General features: G+C 53.3%; 20 protein-coding genes and 1 tRNA gene. 12 read left to right on the forward strand and 9 right to left on the reverse strand.

All coding sequences use genetic code 11. The annotated features are described in order from the left end of the window. Positions 1-37 precede the first annotated feature (37 nt). Both DK507_RS04395 and DK507_RS04400 read left to right on the forward strand, forming a co-directional pair. Entirely contained in the window at positions 38-1,744 is a 1,707-nt protein-coding gene (locus DK507_RS04395; protein WP_109355131.1) for a class I adenylate-forming enzyme family protein, read from the forward strand. Next, on the forward strand, positions 1,741-4,524 hold the full coding sequence (locus DK507_RS04400; RefSeq protein ID WP_109355135.1) for a [protein-PII] uridylyltransferase: 2,784 nt from the start codon (positions 1,741-1,743) through the stop codon (positions 4,522-4,524). Before DK507_RS04395 ends, DK507_RS04400 begins: the two co-directional genes overlap by 4 nt. On the opposite strand, the gene DK507_RS04405 is transcribed toward DK507_RS04400, so the two are convergent. Both DK507_RS04405 and DK507_RS04410 read right to left on the reverse strand, forming a co-directional pair. After that, positions 4,521-5,078: a DUF177 domain-containing protein gene (locus tag DK507_RS04405; RefSeq protein WP_109355138.1), complete on the reverse strand. Its 558-nt coding sequence runs from the start codon at positions 5,076-5,078 to the stop codon at positions 4,521-4,523. The genes DK507_RS04400 and DK507_RS04405 overlap by 4 nt on opposite strands. After that, entirely contained in the window at positions 5,075-5,602 is a 528-nt protein-coding gene (locus DK507_RS04410; protein ID WP_109355139.1) for a ubiquinol-cytochrome C chaperone family protein, read from the reverse strand. Before DK507_RS04410 ends, DK507_RS04405 begins: the two co-directional genes overlap by 4 nt. A 199-nt stretch (positions 5,603-5,801) precedes the next feature. Here DK507_RS04410 and DK507_RS04415 point away from each other — a divergent pair, with 199 nt between their 5' ends. Beyond that, on the forward strand, positions 5,802-6,284 hold the full coding sequence (locus DK507_RS04415; protein ID WP_109355140.1) for an outer membrane protein assembly factor BamE: 483 nt from the start codon (positions 5,802-5,804) through the stop codon (positions 6,282-6,284). A gap of 35 nt (positions 6,285-6,319) precedes the next feature. Here DK507_RS04415 and DK507_RS04420 read toward each other — a convergent pair whose 3' ends face one another. Beyond that, positions 6,320-8,620, reverse strand: coding sequence for an NADP-dependent malic enzyme (locus DK507_RS04420; protein ID WP_109355141.1), 2,301 nt, complete (start codon positions 8,618-8,620; stop codon positions 6,320-6,322). Positions 8,621-8,838: 218 nt separating this feature from the next. On the opposite strand from DK507_RS04420, the gene mutS reads away from it, so the two are divergent. The 7 genes from mutS to DK507_RS04455 all read left to right on the forward strand — a co-directional run bounded on the left by mutS (position 8,839) and on the right by DK507_RS04455 (position 15,622). Beyond that, a complete protein-coding gene (gene mutS / locus DK507_RS04425) occupies positions 8,839-11,421 on the forward strand; it encodes a DNA mismatch repair protein MutS (protein WP_109355523.1) in 2,583 nt (860 codons plus the stop codon). Then, positions 11,421-11,999, forward strand: coding sequence for a peroxiredoxin (locus DK507_RS04430; protein ID WP_254054255.1), 579 nt, complete (start codon positions 11,421-11,423; stop codon positions 11,997-11,999). Before mutS ends, DK507_RS04430 begins: the two co-directional genes overlap by 1 nt. Before the next feature lie 42 nt (positions 12,000-12,041). Then, the gene (gene argB, locus DK507_RS04435; protein ID WP_109355143.1) at positions 12,042-12,971 is read left to right on the forward strand and encodes an acetylglutamate kinase; all 930 of its coding nucleotides are present in this window, start codon (positions 12,042-12,044) and stop codon (positions 12,969-12,971) included. 109 nt (positions 12,972-13,080) lie between these two features. Further along, positions 13,081-13,383, forward strand: a complete 303-nt coding sequence (locus tag DK507_RS04440; protein WP_109355144.1) for a YggT family protein — start codon at positions 13,081-13,083, stop codon at positions 13,381-13,383. After that, positions 13,380-14,282, forward strand: coding sequence for a bifunctional methylenetetrahydrofolate dehydrogenase/methenyltetrahydrofolate cyclohydrolase FolD (folD, locus tag DK507_RS04445; protein WP_109355146.1), 903 nt, complete (start codon positions 13,380-13,382; stop codon positions 14,280-14,282). The genes DK507_RS04440 and folD overlap by 4 nt, the downstream gene beginning before the upstream one ends. A 3-nt stretch (positions 14,283-14,285) precedes the next feature. Continuing rightward, complete coding sequence (locus tag DK507_RS04450; protein ID WP_109355147.1) at positions 14,286-15,005, forward strand: hypothetical protein; 720 nt, start codon at positions 14,286-14,288, stop codon at positions 15,003-15,005. Further along, positions 15,002-15,622: a MarC family protein gene (locus tag DK507_RS04455; RefSeq protein WP_109355148.1), complete on the forward strand. Its 621-nt coding sequence runs from the start codon at positions 15,002-15,004 to the stop codon at positions 15,620-15,622. Before DK507_RS04450 ends, DK507_RS04455 begins: the two co-directional genes overlap by 4 nt. On the opposite strand, the gene DK507_RS04460 is transcribed toward DK507_RS04455, so the two are convergent. Genes DK507_RS04460 through DK507_RS04470 form a run of 3 tightly spaced genes read right to left on the reverse strand, consistent with a single transcriptional unit; the run spans position 15,617 to position 17,339 of the window. Beyond that, entirely contained in the window at positions 15,617-15,802 is a 186-nt protein-coding gene (locus tag DK507_RS04460) for a Trm112 family protein (protein WP_109355150.1), read from the reverse strand. The two genes, DK507_RS04455 and DK507_RS04460, sit on opposite strands and share 6 nt — an antisense overlap. Then, positions 15,802-16,422: an LON peptidase substrate-binding domain-containing protein gene (locus DK507_RS04465; RefSeq protein ID WP_109355151.1), complete on the reverse strand. Its 621-nt coding sequence runs from the start codon at positions 16,420-16,422 to the stop codon at positions 15,802-15,804. The genes DK507_RS04460 and DK507_RS04465 overlap by 1 nt, the downstream gene beginning before the upstream one ends. 2 nt (positions 16,423-16,424) lie before the next feature. Next, entirely contained in the window at positions 16,425-17,339 is a 915-nt protein-coding gene (locus DK507_RS04470; RefSeq protein WP_109355152.1) for a tetratricopeptide repeat protein, read from the reverse strand. Positions 17,340-17,595: 256 nt separating this feature from the next. Here DK507_RS04470 and DK507_RS04475 point away from each other — a divergent pair. Further along, positions 17,596-17,670, forward strand: a tRNA-Gly gene (locus DK507_RS04475). 347 nt (positions 17,671-18,017) lie between these two features. Continuing rightward, complete coding sequence (locus tag DK507_RS04480; RefSeq protein ID WP_109355153.1) at positions 18,018-19,010, forward strand: hypothetical protein; 993 nt, start codon at positions 18,018-18,020, stop codon at positions 19,008-19,010. A 93-nt stretch (positions 19,011-19,103) separates the two neighbouring features. Here DK507_RS04480 and DK507_RS04485 read toward each other — a convergent pair whose 3' ends face one another. From DK507_RS04485 to DK507_RS04495, 3 genes are all read right to left on the reverse strand, one after another. Next, positions 19,104-22,589, reverse strand: a complete 3,486-nt coding sequence (locus DK507_RS04485) for a TonB-dependent receptor (protein ID WP_109355155.1) — start codon at positions 22,587-22,589, stop codon at positions 19,104-19,106. Positions 22,590-22,817: 228 nt separating this feature from the next. Then, positions 22,818-23,438, reverse strand: coding sequence for a uridine kinase (udk, locus tag DK507_RS04490; RefSeq protein WP_109355158.1), 621 nt, complete (start codon positions 23,436-23,438; stop codon positions 22,818-22,820). Continuing rightward, a complete protein-coding gene (locus tag DK507_RS04495) occupies positions 23,435-24,379 on the reverse strand; it encodes an isopenicillin N synthase family oxygenase (protein WP_109355159.1) in 945 nt (314 codons plus the stop codon). Before DK507_RS04495 ends, udk begins: the two co-directional genes overlap by 4 nt. Positions 24,380-24,400: the final 21 nt, after the last annotated feature.

The following is a 24,400-nucleotide window of genomic DNA, read 5'->3' on the forward strand; positions in this document are numbered from 1 at the left end:
AGAGAAACCCAAACTGACTTTGCGGGAGAAAATTGAAATGCCATCGCCACTAGACGCTATGATCGACGAAACCCTGGGCGTCATGACACAGCCAGGACAGCTTTTGGAGCTTTCCTCGGTCAATAAATACGGCGTCGATATGCCGGTGTTCAAAAATGCTCCGAGCAATGTTTCGGACTTTTTTGCCTTTTTCTGCATGCAGAATGCAGACAAGGAATTTCTCGTCGATGGTGATATCCGGCTGACTTTTAAGGAAACTTATGCTGCGGCACGCGTGTTGGCTGGCGGATTGGTCGCCGGACATGGGGTTAAGAAAGGCGACCGGATCGGCATTGCCGCGCGCAACTCCGCCAACTGGATTATCCTAGATATGGCAATCACCATGGCGGGCGGTGTCTCCACCAAATTAAACGGTTGGTGGCAAGGCGATGAACTGGCCGATGGTATCGAAGATGTAAGTTGCTCGATTGTTTTTGCCGATGCCCAACGTGCAGCGCGCCTGAGCGAATCGGGACGCGACCATGGCGCAGAGGTGGTTTTGTTTGACCATGATCTTCCGCCGCTCGAAGGATTAAAGGCCTGTCTGGCAAAGGGCGGCGATGCGGAAACCCCGCTGCCGCAAATGGGACCAGAGGATAATGCGACGATATTATTCACCTCCGGTTCGACCGGACGCTCGAAAGGCGCCTATGCCGAGCACCGCTCGGTGGTGCAGGGGGCGATGAGTTTTGTGGGCGCCTTTGCCGTGATGGCGCATTTGATGGAAAAAGCCGGCACATTGCCGGATATCCAGCCAACCGCTTTGGTGGCCGTACCGCTATTTCACGTTACCGCGTCGGTACCACTAGTTCTGGTGAGCTACGCGATTGGCCGCAAGCTGGTGATGCAGAAAAAATGGGACGCCGAAGAGGCAATGCGCCTGATCGAGAAGGAAAAAGTGACCTATTTCGTCGGCGTTCCGCTGATGAGTATGGAGATTTACGCGCATCCCAAGGTCAATGATTATGATCTCAGCACCTGTGTTTCCATGGCCGCTGGGGGCGCGCCGCGCCCGGTCGAGCATGTCAAAAGGATCAAGGAAGGCATGGGCAAGGGCTTTCCACTGATTGGCTACGGTCTCACCGAAACCAACGGTGTCGGCTGTTCCAACCAGAATGAAAATTATCTCGCCAAACCGGACAGCACCGGTCGCGCCACGCCGCCGATTGTTGATGTTGGCATATTGGATGATGACGGCAACAAAGTTCCGCAAGGCGAGCGCGGTGAAGTATGCATCCGTTCGTCTGCCAATTTCACCGGCTATTGGAATAACGAACAAGCGACCAAAGACGCTTTTACCGAAGACGGCTATTTCCGCACCGGCGATATCGGCTATCTCGACGAAGACGGCTATCTGTTCATTGTCGACCGCAAGAAAGAAATTATCATTCGCGGCGGCGAGAATATCAGCTGTCAGGAAGTCGAAGCGGCGATTTACAGCCACACCTCCGTGGCGGAAGCCTGCATATTTGGCGTTGAAGATGAACGGTTCGGTGAAGTTCCCGGCCTAGTTTATCATGTCAAAGATGGTGAGGCATTGTCGCAAGACGAGCTTCTGGAATTCCTGAAAGACAAGCTCGCACCGTTCAAGATGCCGGTGCATATCTGGCAATATGAAGAACCGTTGCCGAAACTGGGTACAGCGAAAATCGCAAAAATCGTGCTGGCCAAGAAGCACCGGGAAATGCTGGCTGCCACGGGATGAATGCACGCGCCAATATACCCAGGCCGGCAAGCGATCCGGGGAAACGGATTGTCCGGCAGCGGGATATTGTCGACCGTCGCAAGTTGGTTGAGGCGATAGAAGCACTTATCGCTGAGCATGGCATAACCAAAGCACGTCCACAAATATTACCTCTGCTACAAGAGGCGTTGGCAAATGGCCGGGCAGAGATCAGCCTGCGATTAATGGAGAAACCTTCTGCAGGACATGAAGCGGCAGCCGCGCAATCTTTTCTGATCGACCAGTTAGTGCGGATCATCCATGATATCGCTGTTGGTCATCAATATCCCGTGAACAATCCTTCATCGGGCGAGCGTATAGCAGTGATGGCGGTTGGCGGTTACGGGCGGGGTGAGATGGCACCGCATAGCGATGTCGATATCGCCTTTTTAACCCCGTTCAAGCAGACCAGCTGGACCGAGCAAGCGGTGGAAGCAATGCTCTACTGGCTTTGGGACTTGGGCCTGAAAGTCGGTCAGAGCAGCCGTTCTATCGACGAGATGGTGCGGATGGCGAATGAAGATCTCAGCATTCGTACCGCTTTGCTGGAAGGCCGCTATATCTGGGGTGATACCGAAGTTTATGAAGAAGCAAAGGCCCGCTTTTACGCCGATGTGGTCTCAGGCACGGATCGTACTTTCGTCTCTGAAAAGCTGGCAGAACGCGACGCCCGGCATGTCCGCATGGGTGATAGCAGGTATGTCGTCGAACCCAATGTCAAGGAAGGCAAAGGGGGGATGCGCGATCTGCAGACGCTTTATTGGATAGGCAAATATATCCACCGAGTGACCTCTGCGGAAGAGCTGGTTGATGTTGGCCTGCTGACAGCAGATGAGTTCAGGCGTTTTCGCAAGGCTGCCAATTTCCTCTGGGCGGTACGTTGTCATATGCATGATATGACGGGGCGGGCAGAGGATCGTTTAACTTTCGACCTGCAGCCCGGTGTTGCTGAGCGGATGCGCTTTGCTGACCGGCCCGGCAAGTCGGCCGTAGAGCGTTTCATGCAATATTATTTCCTGAACGCCAAAGTCGTCGGTAACCTTACTGGCGTCTTTCTCGCTCATCTCGATGAGACTCATAATGCCGGGGTAAGACGCTTCATCCCTAACATTACTCGGAGGCCAAAAAAGCTGAAGGGCTTTACACTGGACCGTGGCCGACTGGCTTTGCCAGAGGAAAATTTCTTTGAAGAAGACCCGGTCCGGTTGATCGAAATTTTCCACCTCGCGGATAAGCATGAACTGGAAATCCATCCGCTGGCGATGCGCGCTGCGCGGCGAGACGCAAAGCTGATCACCAACAAGATCCGAAAGGACCGGCGGGCAAATAAGCTGTTCCTCGACGTGCTCTGTTCGCCACGCGATCCCGAACTGGTTCTGCGGTGGATGAATGAAGCTTCTATATTCGGGCGCTTCATTCCCGATTTCGGCAGGGTTGTCGCACAGATGCAATTTGACATGTATCATCATTATACGGTGGATGAACATAGCATTCGCGCTATCGGGCTGCTCTCCAGGATTGCCAGCGGTGATCTGGTTGAAGACCACCCTAACTCGACCGAGACAATCAGGAAGCTCAAAAACCGGCGGGTGTTGTTCGTGGCGACCTTGTTGCATGATATTGCCAAAGGGCGAGGCGGTGATCACAGCATATTGGGCGCTGAAGTCGCGATGAAGTTGTGTCCGCGGCTGGGGCTTGAGCCTTATGAAACCGAACTGGTGGCGTGGCTGGTGCGGCATCATTTGCTGATGTCAGCCATGGCGTTCAAACGCGACCTGTCTGATTTCAAAACCATTCAGGATTTTGTCAGTCAGGTAAAGAGCATTGAGCGACTTCGTCTGCTGACGGTCTTGACGGTTGTTGATATTCGCGCCGTGGGACCGGGCGTTTGGAACAGTTGGAAAAGGCAGCTCCTAACGGATCTTTTTCAGGCGGCCGAGGAAATGTTGCTGCTCGGTCATAAGCAGCGTGGCCGAAAAGAACGGATCGCTGAGAAAAAGGCGGTCTTGTCCGAGGCGCTGGACATTCCCAAAATACAGTTTTCCAAACTGGCAAGACGCCTGACCGATCCTTATTGGATCGCCGAGCCGGATGATATCATCGCACATAATGCCCGGCTGATGCTGCGAGCGGGTGATGATAGTCTGGCAATTTCCGCAGATGCCTATCCAGAGCGGGGTGCTACACTGGTGACGATTTATGCGGCCGATCATCCCGGCCTGTTCTATCGCATTGCGGGCGGCATTCATGTTGCTGGCGGTAACATTATCGATGCGCGGATTCACACCACGCGGGATGGAATGGCGCTGGACAATTTTCTGGTACAGGACCAGCACAGTCAGCCGTTTGCAGAAGACACGCAGCTTACGCGCTTGAAACGGGCGGTTGAGGACGCATTGGCCAACCGGTCGAAACTGACCACAAAACTGGAGGCCAGACCACTGGCTCATAGCCGTGCCGGGGCGTTTAATATCGTTCCCAATGCGACTGTCGACAACGATGCATCCAATCGCTTTACGGTAGTGGAAGTAACGGCACAGGACCGGCCTGCTTTGCTGAACGAACTGGCTTATGCCCTCTTCGAATCCAAAGTCACGGTGCACAGCGCCCATATCGCCACCTATGGTGAGCGCGCAGTTGATACTTTTTATATTACTGATTTACTCGGCGGAAAAATTGAAGCCAAAACTCGGTTGAACAATCTGAAAAAGAGACTGGTTAAGGCGGCAGAGCAGAAAGAAGCAGAGAAATCGGCTGCCTAGCTGGGTTTATTTTCCCCAAGGCCCGCTTTGAGCGCTGCTAGCGCGCCAAAAGGACCGGCCTCTTCTTCGCTTTTGAGGCCCTTCTTCTCTGCTATGCTATTCGCATCCGGCCCTCGTGGATATGGGTCAAGCGCTAGATAAAGCGTTTGCGCAACGGCCTCTCCAAGGTCGATTTGAGCAGCCTCATATTCGATTGTGTCGCAGTCTTCGGACTCTAGTTCGATTTCCTCTTCGCCGGGCGGTGTGTCGGTTTTTTCTACGAAGATTATGTTAAACGGCTCGTCAACGTGGACGGGAAATGGCTGACCGCTGATCGCGCACGATTGATGCAGTTCGGAATGGATTGTACCAGTGAAAATGATTTTCTCTTCATTCGCCTCCAGACGATAGTCCGCTGTGATTGCTTCTATGGAAGGCAAGTCAAAGCGTTTGGCTAGTGCTCGACGCTGATTTTCGTCGGCGACAATTTGCCCTTTTATTGCCATGCCCCCGATGTCCGACAGCTTTATGATATCGGACAGTTCGGGGGGAGGCAGCGGCTGTGATCTAGTCATGGTCTGGCCTCTGCGATATCTCCGGCAATTACTTGGCTGGTCGTAGCGGCGGAAAGCCGGTTAAAAAAATGTGCGAAATTCTTGGTGGTGAATTGCAGCGCTGCCTGTTCCGGTATTTCGCCGCGATATAGGTTGCGTGTCAACGCTTCGTCGAGGCTGGCATTTTCTATCAGAGCATCCCTATAAGCCCCTAAACGCCCGCCTAGCGCGCCCATCATCTCACCCACCCGTTTACCGACTATTAAGTCGCCAATGCCGATCTGTCGCAACTGACCTTCCATATCCGTAACAAATAATTCCGTAAGCCAGGCTATTTCCTGCTTGGCTTCTTCGGTTTGGTCCAGGCGGATCAACACGGCGCACAAAATCGCAGCAATCATATCAAAGCGGCCGTCGAGCGTGTCAGGAACGCCGCCTTTTTCATACCAGTCAATACGTCGGCCCTCGGCAATAATGCTACCATATAGTGGCTGCATGACCCTGTTGGCGTTTTTTCGCCCGAGTAACGCGTTCAAGAATGACATGATTTTAAACCCCGAATTTCGTTTAAGATATACCCGGCTGGTGACCGCTTATGTTAAGACTACATACAGGGGATATTGATATTTGTACGGCGAGATGCAATGGGCCTTATGATTAGCAGGAAATAAACTGTTATAATCATCAAAGCCAACCCAAATGGCCTAGTAATCTTTGGGGCGGACGTTTTGGAGAATCGAGTTGATGCGTAGCCAATTGAAAATACACGCTGTAATGACCGGTCTGGTTGCAGGCGGGTTGTTGCTTTCCGGCTGTTCACAGGTCCGCGGTCATCAGGGTTATATTGTTGATCGGGTTATTACAGATGCAATTCAGCCTGGGATAGACAACCGGCAGTCTGTTGAGGCATCACTGGGACGTCCGACTTTTACCGGACAATTTGATGAAAATACCTGGTATTATGTCTCCCGTGAAACCAAACAACTCGCCTTTAACTCGCCGACGCCTCGGGACCAGATGGTTATGCGCGTAACTTTTGACGAAGCTGGGAACGTGACTGCAGTGGATCGCACAGGTCTGGAGCTGGTGGCGAGTATCAGTCCGGACGGCGACACGACGCCCACTCTGGGCCGCGAACGCTCTTTCTTCCAAGAGCTGTTTGGCAATATAGGAGCAGTTGGCGCACCGGGTGCGCAAGGCCGTAGTAACGACCCGACCCGACCTTAAAGATTATCCCAGCTGACATGCCAGCAGTGGCGTCGCTATTTAGCGATTCCACTTGCAGCAAGTACTGCCAGCGTCACCAGTTCTGATGCCGTCGATGCCATGGTGGCAATCTGAACCGGTTTATCAAGGCCTACCAGCATTGGTCCGATCACAGCATCCCCGCCCAGTTCGCGCAGCAATTTGGCCGACAGATTGGCCGATTGCAATCCAGGCATGACCAGCACATTGGCAGGACCGGATAGACGGTTAAACGGATAGTTCGCCATCAATTTGGGGTTCAGTGCGACATCGGGAGCCATCTCTCCCTCATATTCGAAACTGACCCGGCGGCTGTCCAATTCAGCAACCGCCTCCCGGATATTCTCCAGCCAGCGACCGGCCGGATTGCCGAAAGTCGAATAACTCAGGAAAGCAACACGTGGTTCATGACCCATTTTCCGGGCCACCGCTGCGGTTTGTTCCGCGATATCGGCCAGTTCTTCGGCCGAAGGTCGCTCGTTGACCGTGGTATCCGCCATGAAAACCGTGTGACTTTGTCCAACCATCACATGAATGCCCTGTGGTGTGCGGTCTTTTTCAATGTCGATGACCCTGGCAATATCCTTGAAGGTCTGGGAATAGGGGCGGGTTACTCCGGTAATCATCGCTTCGCCCTGATCCATGGCAAGCAGCGCAGAGCCGAAAATATTGCGATCCTGGTTGACCATCCGTTTGATGTCACGTTCCATATGGCCTTTGCGGTGCAGACGCTCATAGAGCATGTTGACCATGTCCGGGACCAGCGGGCTATTGCGTGAGTTATGGATTTCAAACCGGTCGGGATCACTAACGCCCAGTTCACTGAGCTTTTCGCGCACGCGATCATCACGGCCAACCAGTACCGGTGTCCCATAGCCGCCATCTTGAAACTGAATGGCTGCGCGCAACACAACATCTTCTTCGGCTTCTGCAAAAATAACCCGTTTAGGGGCTATGCGGCAGGCTTCATAAGCTTGCGTAAGCACTGACGTGGTTGGGTTTAGTCGTGCTTTCAGGCTCTGACGATAGGCATCCATATCGTCGATAGGTTTTTGCGCAACACCGCTGTCCATTGCGGCCTTGGCAACCGCAGCGGAAACCACGTCCATCAAGCGCGGATCAAATGGCGCCGGGATGATATAATCTACGCCGAAAGTGGGTGCTTGCCCGCCATAAGCTGCGGCTACCTCTTCGGGAACCTGTTCGCGTGCCAGTTCGGCTATGGCCGTAGCCGCCGCTACCTTCATCTCGTCGTTGATCCGGGTGGCGCGAACATCAAGAGCGCCGCGGAAAATGAATGGAAAGCCGAGGACGTTGTTGACCTGATTGGGATAATCCGACCGTCCGGTGGCGACAATTGCGTCGGGCCGGGCCGCCTTGGCATCGGGCGGGGTGATTTCCGGATCAGGATTGGCCATCGCAAAGATAATCGGCTTGTCGGCCATATCCTTGACCATTTCCGGTTTCAGCGCGCCTGCCGCCGAGAGGCCAAGAAATACATCTGCGTCCTTCAGCGCTTCGGTCAGGTCGCGGGCATCCGTATCAATCGCATGCGCCGATTTCCATTGATCGACATTGTCGCGGCCCCGATAGATGACGCCGCTGCGATCACACATGGTGAGATTGTCATGTGGAACACCCATCGCCTTGATCAGCGCTGCGCAGGCAATGGCTGCGGCGCCAGCGCCATTGACGACGACTTTGATGTCCTCGACCTTGCGATCAGTCAGCAGGCAGGCATTGATGATCCCGGCTGCCGCAATAATCGCGGTGCCGTGCTGGTCATCATGGAATACCGGAATATTCATCCGGTCGCGCAAGGTTTGCTCGATAATGAAACAGGCCGGTGCGCCAATATCTTCCAGATTAATGCCGCCAAAGCTGGGCTCCATCAGCTCGACCGCGTTGATAAAGGCTTCGGTATCTTCGGTATTCAGTTCGAGGTCGATTGAGTCGACATCGGCAAAGCGTTTGAACAGGACGGCCTTGCCCTCCATTACGGGTTTGGACGCGAGTGCGCCTAAATTGCCAAGGCCCAAAATGGCGGTGCCGTTTGAGATCACTGCAACCAAATTACCTTTGGCGGTGTAGTCATAAGCGGTCGATGGATCTTCGGCGATAGCGCGGACCGGTACTGCGACACCGGGCGAATAAGCGAGACTCAAGTCCCTCTGGGTAGCCATTGGTTTGGATGCCACAATCTCGATTTTGCCGGGACGTCCGTGAGAGTGGAATAATAATGCTTCGCGTTCAGAAAATTCTACGTTGCTCTCGTTTTTATCGGCCAAATTATCTCTCCGTGATTCAGATTTTGGCATCCCCTGCCAACGTGCTGCGCGTCCCGAAACGTGCCTACTCTGAATGATGGGCATTGGGCAAGGCCTGCTACAATGCTGATTTGGAATAATAGAATCCAATTATGGAATTGGACCTCTTTTATGTCCCGCCATAGTTCGCTATCGCTTCTGTCATGTCCACGAAAGTTCAGCCCAAAAAAGCGAAAAAGAAAGCTGATGCGCAGCCAAAGCTGACGCCGATGATGGAGCAATATTTTGCGCTGAAAGAAAAGGCACAGGATTGTTTGCTGTTCTACCGGATGGGCGATTTTTTCGAACTGTTCTTTGACGATGCCAAGCTGGCCTCAGCGGCATTGGATATTGCACTGACTTCGCGCGGGAAAAATGCTGGGGAGCAGATCCCGATGTGCGGTGTGCCGGTCCATGCGGCGGAAAGCTACCTAGCGAAACTGATCCGTGCCGGTTTCAAGGTTGCCATTGCCGAACAAACTGAAACCCCCGCGGAGGCAAAAGCACGGGGCGGTTATAAGGCTTTGGTGGCACGTGACATTATCCGCTTTGTTACGGCTGGTACGTTGACTGAAGATACGTTGCTTGATGCGCGATCGGATAACATGTTGGTGGCCGTTGCCGAAGTGCAGGGTCAAATTGGGATCGCCGCGAGCGATATTTCGACCGGCGATTTCGAACTGATGCAGATTTCCGGTGACGAGCTGACCGCCGAATTGTCACGGATAGCGCCGTCGGAGGTTATTTGCAGCCCTTCGTTGGCGGCGCGGCTGGAAGCGGCTACCGAATGGCCTAAAGAGGATTTCGACAGTCAGCAGGCGGCGCGTAAGCTCAAGGTGCTTTTCGGGGTTTCAACACTGGATGGCTTTGGCAATTTTGCGAGGAGCGAACTGGCCGCGGCTGGTGGGTTGATCGCTTATATCGAACATGCGGCCCAAGGGGATACGCCGTTTTTGAAACCCCCGGTGCAGCGCCATGCGGGCGAATATCTACTGATCGATGGGGCCACGCGGGCGAGTCTTGAAATCGAAAGAACGATGGCGGGCGAGCGCAAAGGCAGCTTGCTCGACAATATCGACCGTACAGTGACGCCGGGCGGCGCGCGCCTGCTTGGCCGCGATCTTGCTGCGCCCCTTTTTGAAGAAGCGAAGATCAACCTTCGGCTCGGCGTGGTACAATGGTTTCACGATGCGCCTGCTATCAGGGATGCTGTGCGCGATGCGCTGAAAGCGATGCCGGATATCAGCCGTGCGCTTGGCCGGATATCGGCGGGACGCGGCAGCCCGCGCGACCTCGGACAGATTCGCGATGGTCTTGGCGGCGCGCGGCTTTTACGCGAACAGCTGGCACTGGATATGGCGCTGCCGGACTTGATGAACGCTCTGCTGCCCGCACTCGATGGCCATGGCGCGATGGTCGATTTGCTGGAACGGGCCTTGGTCGAAACGCCGCCGACGGACATGACTAACGGCGGCTATGTTGCATCCCGGTATGATCCGGCGCTGGACGAATTGCGCAGTGCCGGGTCTGATGGGCGCAAGGCAATTGCTACCCTTGAAGGGCGCTACCGAGAAGCGACCGGGATAAACACGCTAAAGATCAAGCATAATGCGGTTCTCGGCTATTTTGTCGAAGTGCCAGCGCGCCATGGCGATAGCCTGATGGCCGAAGATTCCGGTTTTGCACATCGCCAGACACTTGCGGGTGTGGTGCGGTTCAATTCGACGGAACTTCACGAGGAAGCCGTGCGGGTAACACAGGCGGGAGCCCATGCGCTGGCCGCAGAAGCCGCGCATTTTGAGGAACTGGTCGACCGGGTTTTACAGCGCAAGGATGCCATCGCGATCAGCGCCGATGCTCTGGCGCGGATTGATGTCGCATCCGCTCTCGCCGAGCGCGCGGTTGAAGGGCAGTGGTGCCGTCCTGAATTTGCAGATGGCAATGTGCTCGATATCAAAGCCGGACGCCATCCTGTGGTTGAGGCGGCACTCAGTGCATCCGGCGACCCGTTTGTCGCGAATGACTGTGCTTTATCCAATGATGAACGGCTTTGGCTGGTCTCCGGCCCCAATATGGGCGGTAAATCGACCTTTCTGCGCCAGAATGCATTGATCGTTATCCTGGCGCAGGCGGGCGGTTTCGTGCCTGCTGCCTCGGCCAGCCTCAGTCTGGTCGATCGCTTGTTCAGTCGGGTCGGTGCCTCCGACAACCTCGCACAAGGCCGTTCGACATTCATGGTCGAGATGGTCGAAACCGCGACGATTCTTAGTCAGGCGACGAAAAAGAGCTTTGTCATTCTTGATGAGGTGGGACGGGGCACGTCCACCTATGACGGCCTAGCGCTGGCATGGGCTGTGGTCGAAGCCGTGCATGAAACCAATCAATGCCGCTGTCTGTTCGCAACCCATTATCACGAACTCACAAGGCTCGCCGATCGGCTTGATGCTATGTCTTTGCATCATGTCCGTGCACGCGAGTGGAAGGGGGACCTCGTATTGCTCCATGAGCTCGCTAAAGGCCCGGCGGATCGTAGCTATGGTCTGGCCGTCGCTAAGCTGGCGGGTATTCCCAAACCCGTTTTGAAACGCGCCAAGTCGGTTCTGGATAAACTCGAAGCAGGCAAGGCCGAAACAGGTGGCCTTGCCGCTGGGTTGGGCGATTTGCCATTATTTGCCGCAAGCCTTGCCGAAGAGGAGGAGCAAACCGATATGTTGAGAGAAGCATTGAAGGATTTGGATATTGATGCGTTGAGCCCGCGTGACGCGCTCGATCAGCTTTATGCTCTCAAATCCGTACTGGAACAGGAAGAATAATGAACCGTTGGATCATCATCGTCATGTCTGTGCTGCTGTTGGGTGGGGCTGCCTATGTCTATAGCTCCCGCAGTGCCAACGCAGAACCACTGGAAGTGGGAGCCGCCGCTCCTGATTTTGAAACCACTGGCGCACTGGCAGGCAAACCGTTCGAAATCAGCTTGTCGGAAAAATTGGAAAATGGACCAGTTGTACTCTATTTTTTCCCCAAAGCGTTTACACAAGGCTGCACGATTGAGGCCAATATGTTTGCAGAAGCGACCGCTGATTTTGAGGCTGCGGGTGCCACGGTCATCGGTATGTCCGGCGACGACATTGACACGCTGACGAAATTCTCGGTTGAGGAATGCCGCGACAAATTTGCCGTAGCGCGGGCTGATGAAGCCGTGATGGATGGCTATCAAGTCCGCATGGAACCTACATTGGCGCTCACCAATCGAACGAGCTATGTTATTGGTCAGGATAGTAAAATTGCGTTGGTTCATAGTGCACAGGATCCAAAGGGGCACGTGAAAATGACTCTCGATAAAGTGAAGCAACTCGCGCGCGCAAAAATCGCCGCGCCGCCTGAAAATTGATAAACATGTTGCATTTGCCATGAAGCTGGATTGAAAGACCGCATGACCGACCACCAAACCAATCACGCACCGGATCCTGCCATGCTGGCAAAGGCCGAAACACTCACCGAAGCTTTGCCTTATTTGCAGCGCTATGCCGGCAAGACTTTCGTCGTCAAATATGGCGGCCATGCGATGGGCGACCCGGCACTGGCGCGCAATTTTGCTGAGGATGTGGTGTTGTTGAAGGCTGTCGGGATTAACCCGGTAGTGGTTCACGGCGGCGGCCCGCAAATTGGCGCAATGCTGGAGCGGGTTGGGGTCGAAAGCGAATTTGTCGATGGCTTGCGGGTGACGACCAAGGAAACCGCCGAAATTGCAGAGATGGTTCTGTCCGGCGCTATTAACAAGGAACTCGTGAGCTGGATAGAAAAGGCAGGCGGCAGTGCCATCGGCATTTCTGGCAAAGACGGCGGCTTTGTCAAAGCCGCCAAGCTGCGCCGCACGGCCCGTGATCCAGATAGCAATATCGAACGGATTATTGATCTTGGTTTTGTCGGAGAGCCCAAAAAGGTAGACCGCAGCGTTGTCGATACCATATCGACCGCCGGCATGATCCCGGTCATCGCTCCAATAGGCGTGGGAGAAGATGGTCATACCTATAATATCAATGCCGATACAATGGCTGGTGCCGTCGCGGCTGCACTCAGGGCCTCTCGATTGTTTTTGCTGACCGATGTGGCAGGCGTGCTGGACAAGAAAGGTGAATTGCTAACTGATCTAAACCCTACCGACATCAAGCGTCTGCAGGGCGATGGCACGATATCGGGAGGGATGATTCCCAAGCTGGAAACTTGTGTCAATGCGGTGATGAGGGGAGTGGATGCAGCGGTGGTGCTGGATGGCCGCGTGCCCCATGCGATGTTGCTTGAAATCTTTACCAGTCAGGGGGCTGGCACATTAATCCGGGATGATTTTGAAGCGGTTGATTAATTTCCGAACTGTATTATACTGTTGATACAGTAATTTGTTGGCATAGATAGCTTGGCATTGAGCTGCACAATCGTCTAATGGCCATCATGAGATAAAAAGGTTTCGGTCCATGTTTTACGCCCTGTTTCAGATTATCAGTATTTTGCTGACTGTCGCGATCACCGTCATCATTGTGCAAGCGATTATGAGCTGGCTTCTCGCGTTTAACGTTATCAACCTGCAAAATGACATTGCCCGGGCACTCTGGACGACATTGGATGCGCTGACGGCACCGATTTACCGGCCTATCCGGCGGATCATGCCGGATTTCGGATCGATTGATCTGACCCCGATGGTTGTGATTATCGGGATCATTATCCTGCAGGATGCCATTATTCCTCCGCTTGCTGCGGCGCTCATTCCGGTTTTATGACCAAGAACGGGGCGGCGATAATCAACGGCAAGGCCTATGCCGCAAGTCTTCGCGAACGTATCAAGGCCGAAGTCCCGAAATTTCAGGAACAGACAGGGCGAGCGCCCGGACTTGCAGTAGTGCTCGTCGGCGATGACGCCGCGAGTCAAGTCTATGTCGCGTCCAAGCATAAAGCGACCATCGCCGCTGGCATGGAAAGCTTCGAACACCGCCTTCCAGCGGACACAAAACAGGAAGACCTGATCGCTCTGGTTGAAAAACTGAACGCAGACGAAGCCGTGGACGGAATATTGGTGCAATTGCCCCTGCCAGGTCACCTTGATGAAAAAGCCGTCGTCATGGCGATTGACCCTGACAAGGACGTTGATGGCCTGCATGTTATCAATGCCGGCCGGCTGGCTAATGGAGAAGAGGCGTTGACGCCCTGTACTCCGCTCGGCAGCCTGATGCTGCTCAAAGATCAGCTCGGCGATTTGTCGGGCCTGAATGCAGTGGTTGTTGGCCGGTCGATATTGGTCGGCAAGCCGATGGCGCAGCTGTTACTTCGCGAAAACTGCACCGTCACCATGGCGCATAGCCGGACCCGCGATCTGCCGGACGTGGTGCGCCGCGCCGATATTGTCGTGGCCGCGGTCGGCCGCGCCGAGATGGTCAAGGGCGATTGGCTCAAAGATGGCGCGGTGGTGATTGATGTCGGGATTAACCGGCTAGCGCCCGAGGCTGGTAAGGAAAAAGGCCGTCTGGTAGGTGATGTTGCCACAGCAGAAGCGATGGACCATGTCCGTGCAATTACGCCGGTTCCGGGCGGGGTAGGCCCGATGACCATTGCTGTGCTATTGCGCAATACATTGGTCGCTGCATCAATGCGTGCGGGCCTGGTTAAGCCTGAAGGATTTTAGTTTATGAAGCGATTGTTGGCAGCGTTCGGAATGGCATTGTTGTTGGCGAGCTGTGCCAGTAATGGTCGACCCAATGATCGCGAGCGGTTTTTGCGGGCCGCAGGCAAACCGGTCGCTAATCCCAGCGATATTGTGAAAGCCGAGTTGGCCTTTGCCCGGCTGGCCCGGGAAGAAGGACAATGGACAGCCTTTCGCGAAACCGCAGCCGCTGATGCAATCATGTTCACGCCGGAGCTTGTGAACGCGCAAGTCTGGCTAAAGGGCAAGGCGGATCCGTCGCAGGCAACAGAATGGCAGGCGCATAAAATATTCATGTCCTGTGACGGCAGCATGGGTGTAGCAACCGGTGCTTGGCAGGGCGCAAGCGGTGGTACTGGCTATTTTACGACTATCTGGCAAAAACAGGATGCCGAAAGCCGGCGTCAGCGCGGCAAGGACGTGGAATGGAAATGGATTTTCGACCATGGTGTGCCTTTGGACAAGCCCTTGGCAGAACCGGATTTCGTGACGACCAGAGTGGCCAGCTGCACCAAAGGCATGCCCACTGCCTCTGCCGCTGCACCTAGCGGTGAGAAAATAAAAAGCGGCTTTTCTGCGGACCGCACCATGTTCTGGAGCGCTGAAAGCTCAGCCGACAAATCGCGGTCTATATTGGTGCGTGTGTGGGATGGTAGCGCATGGGAAGATGTTATTTTTGACGATGTGGCGGCGCCGATCAAATGACCGAGCTATTTGTTTCTGCCCTGATCACATTTTTCGTGGCGATTGATCCGCCAGGCTGTGCCGCCATTTATGCCAGCATGACAACCGACGCGGGTCCTCGCCAACGACGTGCAATGGCATTTCGCGCGATATTTGTTGCGACGATAATATTGCTGATCTTTGGCTTTTTTGGCGAGGCTCTGCTCCATGCGATGGGTGTCAGCCTTGACAGTTTCCGGATAGCCGGCGGGATCATGCTGTTCATTATTGCGATTGAAATGGTGTTTGAAAAACGCACGGAACGCCGTGAAGGCCGGGCGCAGGAAATTATCGATACGCCAGAGATTGAGGATGTGTCGATTTTTCCGATGGCTATGCCGATGATCGCTGGCCCGGGCTCGATCGCGGCGCTGATGCTGTTCATTGGCCGCAGCGACGGTTGGAACGAGCAACTGGTCGTGCTTGCGGCCATGGGCGCCATCCTGTTGGTCATGCTGGTATCAATGCTGGCCGCCGGCCCGTTGATGAAAATATTGGGTCAGAAAGTCGAAACTGTTATTACTCGCGTGCTCGGCGTGATCTTGGCGGCGCTGGCGATCCAATTTGTGGTTGATGGTATAAAGGCCAGCTTTCTATAATTTTCGCGCTTCCTCTATCAGCATGACGGGTACGCCTTGTTTGATCGCATAAGCCATGCCTGCGGCTTCGCTGATCAATTCCTGTGCTGCTTCATCATAGACCAGCGGTGTCCGCGTCATCGGACAAACCAATATTTCCAGCAGTTTGGTATCAAATATCTCGGCCGGGACATTAGACATTATTGAAGCGTCACACGGCCTTCGTCACCATCTTGCCGTCCGAAGAACTCGAGCAACTGGATGATGAGTTCTGCACGATTCGAAAGACCATCAATTTCCAGTAAAGCCTGTTTGGATGCCGCATCGAACGGGGCAATCTGGGCGATACCGTTGACGAACGCGGTGTCATCGAGCCGTCCGATACTGTCCCAATCCACCTGATATCCCTGCAGTTCGGCAAATTTGCGCGATTCTATTTCGAGCGCAGCCCGTTCAGCGCTGGCCAGCACCTCATCCTGTTCAGCGTTTTCTTCAATCTCAGCTCGCACCTGACGAAAAGCCGTGGATGCGTCCAGCTCTTCTATAACCCGAAACCGGGAAACGCCTTCCAGTACAATATTGAACCGTCCGTCATCCATCGCTTCAATGTCGATAATCTTGCCAACACAGCCAACGTCGAACAGCTGCGGCACATCGCCATCTGTCTTTGGCTGGATCATCCCGATTTGCCGATCACGCGCCATGGCATCATTAATCAACGCGCGGTAACGTTCCTCAAAAATATGCAGCGGCAAGTGCATGCCGGGGAACAGCAGCGCGCCAGCCAAAGGAAAGATCGAGATGCGTTTGGTTTCGGTCATATCTACCCGAACAATATCGCAGACAGCTTGCGACGGGTGGCTGATACCCATTCGTCTTCCAGACCGACCACTTCAAACAATGACAGCAGTTTTGCCCGTGCGGCACCATCATTCCAGTCCTTGTCAGCCTCGATAATTGAAAGCAGATGATCCGCCGCGCCATCATGATCACCCGAAGCAATCATGGCGCTGGCCAGATCAAAGCGGGCCTGATGATCCTTTGGATTTGCAGCAACAGCAGCTTTCAGTGCATCTGCTTCACCATCATCCGGCTTGTCTTTCGCCAGCGCCAGAGCAGAGCTGGCCCGCTCAATAGCCGGATCGCTGGTCATGGCATCCGGAATACCTGCCAAGGCGGCTTCTGCTTCGGGCAAGTGGTCGGCAAGGACCAAGGCGCGAATCAATCCGCCAACGGCCTCTGCGTTGTCAGGGGCCATATCCGCTATCTGCGCAAATATTCCCGCAGCTCGCTCACCATCACCCTGTCCGAGTACGTCTTCTCCCATAGCAAGTAGCGGAACAATATCTTGTTTCGGCTCTTCACCGTTGCCCGCGCCGACGGGGAGCTGTTCCAGCAACTGGTCGAGAATCTGCCCTAATTGGCTTTCGGTGCGCGCAGAAGTCAGATCAGCGACCGGTTTCCCCTGAAATATCGCATAGACGGTGGGAATCGACTGGACCTGAAATTGCGATGCGATGAACTTGTTCTCATCAACATTCACTTTGGCGAGCATGACACCTTTGTCGGCATAACTGGCCGCGACTTTCTCAAGCACCGGCGTCAAGGCTTTGCACGGCCCACACCATTCGGCCCAGAAATCAAGAATCACCAGCTTATTCATGCTGGGCGCGACTACGGCTTGTTGAAATTCTTCAACCGCCTTCTGTTCGTCCACTGTTAATCCTGCTGTCGCCAATTTTCGTTCCCTTATAATTTTGGCCGATCCCCGTTTCAGATCCGCTGCTTTAGGACCATTTCTCAAGGGAATCGCGTGGTGATTTCTAATATAATCGCAACTTATGTGGGGTCGAACCCATCAAAGCCAAGCATATTTTTACTTTTCATAGCCATGGATTGCAAAATGGGGCTTGCCGGGCTGTATAACCCATGCTAACCGCGCGCCTCAACTGCTGATGACGATAGCATATAACCCAATGTCACAGCAGCGCCGAGCGGGCGTAGCTCAGGGGTAGAGCACAACCTTGCCAAGGTTGGGGTCGAGAGTTCGAATCTCTTCGCCCGCTCCATTTTTAGCCAAATATTGTCGATGAGGTTGATCTGTTGCCGTTTAAGGTGGGCTTGCTCATGCCAGCACATGCTTTTCGACTCGAACCGGGATACCGATCAAGGCCTCACGCTTGTCATCATAGCATCTTTGGAATTTTAGGCCGGAACGCCCTGGAGAGGCTGTTCAGCGCCGAGAATCATGGACTCCGACGTCTCCTCTACAGCACCGGTATCTTCCTTGGCTTAACGGGTTCCTAACGGATTGCAGTCTATATTCCACCTGGGGGAATTTATATGATGGGCCGGGCAGCGGCCGATTGATTTTTCAAAACCAGAACAGGTTGAAAGACGAGGGCATCTGTTAGTGATGGGCCATAATGTATCAAATATTATGCTGACCGTTGACACGGAGCTTTCTGCTGCCCTGCACCAGCAAGGATTTAGCGCTGCCGCCAATTTTGACGGCTCGATATTGGGGCGCTGTGGTGCGGGCGATTTCGGAATTGTGCATCAAATGGGCAGGCTTGACGATTATGGCCATAAAGCTGTGTTCTTCATCGACCCCATGCCTGCGCTGGTTTACGGTGAACAGATCGTCGCGGATATGGTTGGCCCGGTTGTGGAGCGTGGGCATGAAGTGCAGCTGCATATGCACACGGAATGGCTGGAATGGGCAAAGGATTCGCCGGTGGAAGATCGCTGGGGACGTAACCTAGCGGATTTCGACTTTGAGGATCAGGTACGATTGTTGAAATTTGCAACGGGTGTTCTAACAAAAGCTGGCGCGCCGACGCCCACTGCTTTTCGGGCCGGAAATTTCGGGGCAAATGACGACAGCTTGCGTGCTTTGCGTACTGCTGGACTGACCTGGGATTCAAGTTTTACGCCTTGCTCCTCCCTACGGCATTGCAAGATCAACGTGCCAAAAAACCAGATTGCACCTGTTTTGAAAAGCGGCGTGGTGGAATTGCCCGTGGCCGGAATATTGGACGGGCCAAATGCGATCAGGCCGGCCCAGATTTGCGCACTCTCGACGGCGGAAATGAAGGCGGCGATGGTTCATGCCTACATGGAACATCATCCCGTTTTTGTAACTGTAACACATAGTTTTGAATTGCTGTCCCGCGACCGGTCACGCCCCAACGGTTCGGTGGCGAAGAGGTTCGATCAAATCGCCGCCTTTATCGCCGCGCATGACGGTTTGCAGACATCCGGTTTTAACCAGTTGTCGGTCAGCAAGCTGCTTGAGCATGAGCAAAATTTTACCCGGCTTGGCCCCAAGCGATTGCGTGGTGCGATGCGAATGGCAGAGCAGCTATGGGCAACCTGGCGATATGAGCGCAGCGTGATGCCAGTCTGATGGAGGTGGTAGTCGCACGCAAATAAAAAACGGCGACGCTTTGCAGCGCCGCCGTCATTTGGATTCACTAGGTCCGACTATTGAAGTCAGAGACTAGAATTCGTAGCGAACGCCGACTTTGATAGCCCAGCGTGATGGCAGGACATCGATTTCGTTGTCACTGCCGACATTGAAGCCTGAGATCAGGTATTGGCCGGTTGTGCTGTCAACGCTACCATCAACCAAATCAAGGCGGCCATCAGATGTCTGATTGCGGCGTGCGTTACCATTCGAGTCAATAAAGTTCAGGAAATTGTCAAAAACGCCGTAGATTTCGATGCGATCGTCAACACCAAACAAAGTGCCTGGTCCCGGAATCTGCTGGGACAGGCGAATGTCGAGATCATAATACCAATCATTGTTACACGTATTACGCGGAATGGTTTGACCGCGATATTTGCTGATACATTTGTTTGCTGAAATGAAATCCTCGAGACCACTCGCTGCATCAGCTGCAGTTTGCAAAACTGCACCGGTATCGCGGTTAACCAAGTCAACAAATCTCACATTTGGGTCATTCAAACCTGTCGGGATGTATAGCAATCCGGCATCACGGCTTGACGAGATTTCGTCAAAACCTGGATTGCCGTCAAATGTAACGCTGTAGGGCAGGCCGGACTGGGCCGAGAAGAAAAAGCCCAAACCAGTTTTGTAATCATCGAAAAGAGTCTCTTCGAAATTTGCCGCAAAGGTAATGTTGTGACGGATTTCAAAGTTCGATGTTGATACACTTGGATTCTGACGATCAAATGCCGCTGTACGGGTGAAGTTTGACGTTGCGGTTGAACTGGATGAGTCCCGGCGATTATTTGAATCTGTCCAAGCATAACCGAGAGATACAAAAACATTGCCACCATCAGTGAAAAGTCCGCGGTCGAAATTTTTCGACAAAATTGCGGATACTGTGTGGCTGTTATAGGAACCAGCATTGGTGAGCTGAATTTCGTCTTCGCGCCGTGTGTTGAAACAAGCATCGGTTACATTGACAAAGCCACCGGTTGTTCCGCTACCCTGGAAGGTCGCATCACAGCCGACATTTAGTGCGTCAATCGATGAATAAAGCGGACGACCATCTATGGTGAAGCCGTTCAAGCCTTTGTTTGGATCAATTGCATAGGTGAGATCTACAAAATTGAAGGGATTCCGGTTGCGGCTAAAGATATAGTCAACATTCAGTCCCCAGTTACTAAAGAAACCGCCGTCATTCGTACCAAAGCGTGTTGCAACGCCCAAATTGGCACGCAAGACAGTTGGAATTTTCAAGTTTGGATCTGTCGATTGAACAGAAGCCCTGCCTGCTTGCGCAGCGTTGACGGCAGCATCAACCGCGCACTGCGGTATACCTGTAAAAGCCCCCCCACCGGGTGTAACGTCGACCTGTCCACCTGCAGTCAAGCCAGCACACTCTGCACTGGATAAAGTACCAATTGCTGAAGCAAAACCGTCATTTGAAAAAGCGTTAGAGAACCAGACGGTTGGATCACCGCCCGAGAAGATGCCAACGCCGCCCTTGACTTGCGTATTGCTAAAGAAGCCGTCGTTGAACATATTGTAGGTGAAGCCCAAGCGAGGCAAGATTACCGGATCAAGAGAACCAAAAGACACTGCATTTGTGAAGCCATAGCGCTGTTGGAAAAGAGGATTAGCGCGCGGTGCATCACCACTATACCAATCCAATCGGACGCCGCCAAGAAGGTTCAACTGGTCCGTGGCTTGCCATTCATCCTGCGCATAGATGGAAAAGATAGAACGCTTGAAGGAAGCAGAGGCATCATTGATATCACCCGTGCTCGACGCTGAAATCAAGAAACCGTCGGTATCTCCGTTAATCAAGTCGTCTGTGCCGAAGAAGGTGTTGAATGATCTGCCATCATTGAGCAAACCAGCCCGCAAAGCATCGACATTTGCAAAATTGAACATGCCCGTCGCATTAATGGCGAACAGGTTGAACACATCGGCGCGATTACCCTCTATGCCCAATGTGAATGTGTGATCTCCAGACTCAAGCCGTCCTTTGACCTTAAACTGATCAACAGTTTGTTGAAGATCATTAGCTGACCGGAACTGACCCGGCCCGGCTTCGAAAAAGCCTGTCTCGCAACCGGCTGCGTCAGTATCACAGCCAAATGGTGTTGTTACGCCGACCCGGATAATCGGAATTGGGTTACCATTTTGTGCTTCACCGCCATTAATCGGGTCTTGAATATCAGTGATTTCAGAGCGGGATAGACGAATCTCTGTCGAGAAATTGTCGGTCCATTGTGAGAAAAGCCGACCAGAGAAATAGTCTGACTTGGTGCCTTCGACACGAAAGCTCTGTAGGCCGGTTGCTACGCCGCTGCCCAACGAATCTTCAAACTGTTTGGCTTCATTGAGATGCTGGTATGAGAGTTCCAAACGATGGTCGTCATTGATGAACCAGTCTAGGCGGCCAAAATAACGCTCATTGCGTTCCGGGTTCGTACGAACCAGTGGACCTACTGCTATGCCGTAGGTATTTTCGATAATGCCGGCGATTTCATTAAACGTGTCTACATCGATGAATTCCTGAACATTTGGATAGCCTGCGCCAATCGGACCATCTGTTACCGGAACACCAGAGAACTCAGCTTGCTCATAGCCAACGTGGAAAAACAGCTTATCTTCGACAATCGGGCCGGACAGTGTAGCGCCCCAACGCTTGTTGTTAAAAGAAGATGGTGGGGCAGATATACCACCAGCAGTATCACCGGTCAGCCCATCATCCTGATACTCAAAAAACGCCGTGCCATGAAAATCATTGGAGCCTGATTTGGTTACAACGTTGATGGCACAACCGGTAAACTGGCCATATTCTACGTCAAATGGGGCAAGTTCGACAGATGTTTCTTTGATGGAATCGAAAGGCAACGGGAGCGAATTACGTGAAGCAAAGGGTGTACCGTTCAAGCCGAAAGTGTCGGCTTGAACGATGCCATCGACCGTAAATGTGTTAGCGCGGTCATTTGCGCCCAAGCAGGTAACGCGGTCCACTGTGCCGCCTTGTTCGCGGCTCAAACTGACGCGCGGATCAATTCGGATTACGTCACGAATGTCGCGGTTAATTGTTGGGACGCTTTCCAATACGTCTTGGTTGAACGCTTGGCTTGGGCCGATCGCGAGTTGTGTAACGTTGGCGCGTTGCGCGGATACAATAATGATGTTTTCATCGGCGCTGCTGGTCAAAGTGAAGGTCAGTGAAGTTTCACCCGACAAATTGATAAATGCGTTTTCTACGGTCTGACCTTCAAAGCCCGCAGCAGTAGTAGTTACAGAGTAGGGACCACCCGTTTGCAGGCTGCTGGCACCGAAAGAGCCGTCTGAGCTGGTCGTCAATGTCCGTTTCGCGCCTGTGCGGGTGTCGGTAATAACAACCGTCGCACCGCTTATCGGGGAACCGGTTTCATCAAGAACCGTTCCATCAAAGCCGGATGTTGTTTGCTGCGCGGCGGCTGGTGTGGCTAGCAGGCCTGCTGTGGAAAGGCTGACAACGCTGGCTGCCAAAAGATATTTCATTTTCATGTTCGATTTCCCCGTACTGGTCTTCACAGTGATAAACATCTGTCGAAGACGCCGAAGGCAATCTTCTCGGATGTCGCTGGAAGCTCCCTAGAGGCCTAAAATGACAGTTTTGTCACAACCGCAACCAATAAATTTTGCATTGCAGCAATTTATTTTTATCCACAATTTATCAAGGGGTTGGAATCTTGCCGCACAGAGCAGGCAGGATCAGCTGCGCTTTGATTTATCTTATTGAATTATATCAGTTATTGATTTTACAATTGCCGAAAAATCACTGGTAACAGCCGTTTTCGACTGTTGCGAATTTATCACGATGTCTGCATGGGTCTGTGAAGGTTCGACAAATTTATCATGCATCGGATCGACTTGATTGGCGAATGCTTCGCGCACCGAGTCGGCGGTTCGGCCACGTTCCCGGACATCCCGCTCAAGCCGCCGTTTAAATCGAACGGCGCTGTCGCAGCGCACGAATACCGACAGATCAAATAATTGCCGCAATGGTGCGTGGTGCAATATCAATATGCCGTCGACCAATATGATCGGGCGTGGTTCGGTCAGCTGTGTTTCCAGTTTAGGCATGTGGGTTGGAAAATCGTAAAGCGGGCGTTGGATGGATGCTCCCTGTTTGAGCAGGCTCAATTGCGCGCACATCTTGTCAAAATCCACGGCATCGGGATGATCGAAATTCGGACCGCCTTTCCCTTCCGGTGCATCGCCATAACCGAAGAAATAGTCGTCTTGCGGCAGGATCACACATTGCTCTGGTCCCAATGCTTCATAGATATGTGCGGCGAGAGTTGATTTACCCGAACAACTGCCCCCGCTAATCCCGACAACCTTCGGGGTCATGCCAATCCAATTTCGCGCAGGCGTTCCATCAGATAGTCATGCGCCGTAATTGGCTCCCGATAGAGATCAGAGTGCTCCTCATCCACGCATTGTGGCAAGGTTTCTATCAGATAGTCCGGTCGGAAATGCAGGAAGAAGGGCATGGAATAGCGTGAATGCCCACGCCTTTCCGGTGCAGGATTGACAACCCGGTGCGTCGTCGAGGGCAACCGGTTGTTGGTAAGCCTTTGCAGCATATCACCAATATTAACCGCAAGCTCGCCCGGCTTTGGGGTTACCGGGCGCCAGTTGCCTTGTTTGTCGAGTAGCTCAAGCCCTGCTTCTTCTGCGCCGATGAGCAAGGTGATCGTATTGATATCCTCATGCGCAGCGGCCCGTACTGCCGGGGAGTCTGCTGGTACAGGCGGATAATGAATCAGACGCAAGATACTGTTACCGTCGCGCACAGTGTCGTCGAAAAAATCAGGATCCAAATTGAGAAAGCGCGCAATCCCCTCCAATATCCGTTGCCCCGCCCGGTCAAAGGCGGCGAAGAGATCCAGATAGCAATCGCGAAAGCCATCCACTTCGTCAGGCCAGATATTTGCACTCATGAACGGTTCAAATTCGTGACCTTCCGGCAGTTGCCGGCCAATATGCCAGAACTCCTTAAGATCATGGATGTCCGAATCCTTTGCAGCCTCGGTTCCGAAAGGTGTGTAGCCGCGTGCGCCGCCACCGCCTTCTACATAATATTTCCGCTTCACATCATCCGGTAGCGCAAAAAAAGCGCGGGACATTTGTTCGGCCTTTGCGATCAAGTCATCCGGGATGCCGTGATCAGCAATAACCGCAAAACCCCAATCGGAAAAGGAATTGCCGATGCGCGCGGCAAAGGCATCCTTGTCCTGATCAGCCAAGGTGAGTGAAATAGATGATAAGGGATCATGGTTCTGCGACATAACGCTATGATGCTCCGCGAA

The organism is Sphingorhabdus sp. EL138, assembly GCF_900258045.1.
GTDB lineage: Bacteria > Pseudomonadota > Alphaproteobacteria > Sphingomonadales > Sphingomonadaceae > Parasphingorhabdus.

Coding starts and splice junctions, on each gene's coding strand:
- DK507_RS04395 (WP_109355131.1), top strand. CDS start 38: ATGCCATCGCCACTAGACGCTATGATCGACGAAACCCTGGGCGTCATG.
- DK507_RS04400 (WP_109355135.1), top strand. CDS start 1,741: ATGAATGCACGCGCCAATATACCCAGGCCGGCAAGCGATCCGGGGAAA.
- DK507_RS04405 (WP_109355138.1), bottom strand. CDS start 5,078: ATGACTAGATCACAGCCGCTGCCTCCCCCCGAACTGTCCGATATCATA.
- DK507_RS04410 (WP_109355139.1), bottom strand. CDS start 5,602: ATGTCATTCTTGAACGCGTTACTCGGGCGAAAAAACGCCAACAGGGTC.
- DK507_RS04415 (WP_109355140.1), top strand. CDS start 5,802: ATGCGTAGCCAATTGAAAATACACGCTGTAATGACCGGTCTGGTTGCA.
- DK507_RS04420 (WP_109355141.1), bottom strand. CDS start 8,620: ATGCCAAAATCTGAATCACGGAGAGATAATTTGGCCGATAAAAACGAG.
- mutS (WP_109355523.1), top strand. CDS start 8,839: ATGATGGAGCAATATTTTGCGCTGAAAGAAAAGGCACAGGATTGTTTG.
- DK507_RS04430 (WP_254054255.1), top strand. CDS start 11,421: ATGAACCGTTGGATCATCATCGTCATGTCTGTGCTGCTGTTGGGTGGG.
- argB (WP_109355143.1), top strand. CDS start 12,042: ATGACCGACCACCAAACCAATCACGCACCGGATCCTGCCATGCTGGCA.
- DK507_RS04440 (WP_109355144.1), top strand. CDS start 13,081: ATGTTTTACGCCCTGTTTCAGATTATCAGTATTTTGCTGACTGTCGCG.
- folD (WP_109355146.1), top strand. CDS start 13,380: ATGACCAAGAACGGGGCGGCGATAATCAACGGCAAGGCCTATGCCGCA.
- DK507_RS04450 (WP_109355147.1), top strand. CDS start 14,286: ATGAAGCGATTGTTGGCAGCGTTCGGAATGGCATTGTTGTTGGCGAGC.
- DK507_RS04455 (WP_109355148.1), top strand. CDS start 15,002: ATGACCGAGCTATTTGTTTCTGCCCTGATCACATTTTTCGTGGCGATT.
- DK507_RS04460 (WP_109355150.1), bottom strand. CDS start 15,802: ATGTCTAATGTCCCGGCCGAGATATTTGATACCAAACTGCTGGAAATA.
- DK507_RS04465 (WP_109355151.1), bottom strand. CDS start 16,422: ATGACCGAAACCAAACGCATCTCGATCTTTCCTTTGGCTGGCGCGCTG.
- DK507_RS04480 (WP_109355153.1), top strand. CDS start 18,018: ATGGGCCATAATGTATCAAATATTATGCTGACCGTTGACACGGAGCTT.
- DK507_RS04485 (WP_109355155.1), bottom strand. CDS start 22,589: ATGAAAATGAAATATCTTTTGGCAGCCAGCGTTGTCAGCCTTTCCACA.
- udk (WP_109355158.1), bottom strand. CDS start 23,438: ATGACCCCGAAGGTTGTCGGGATTAGCGGGGGCAGTTGTTCGGGTAAA.
- DK507_RS04495 (WP_109355159.1), bottom strand. CDS start 24,379: ATGTCGCAGAACCATGATCCCTTATCATCTATTTCACTCACCTTGGCT.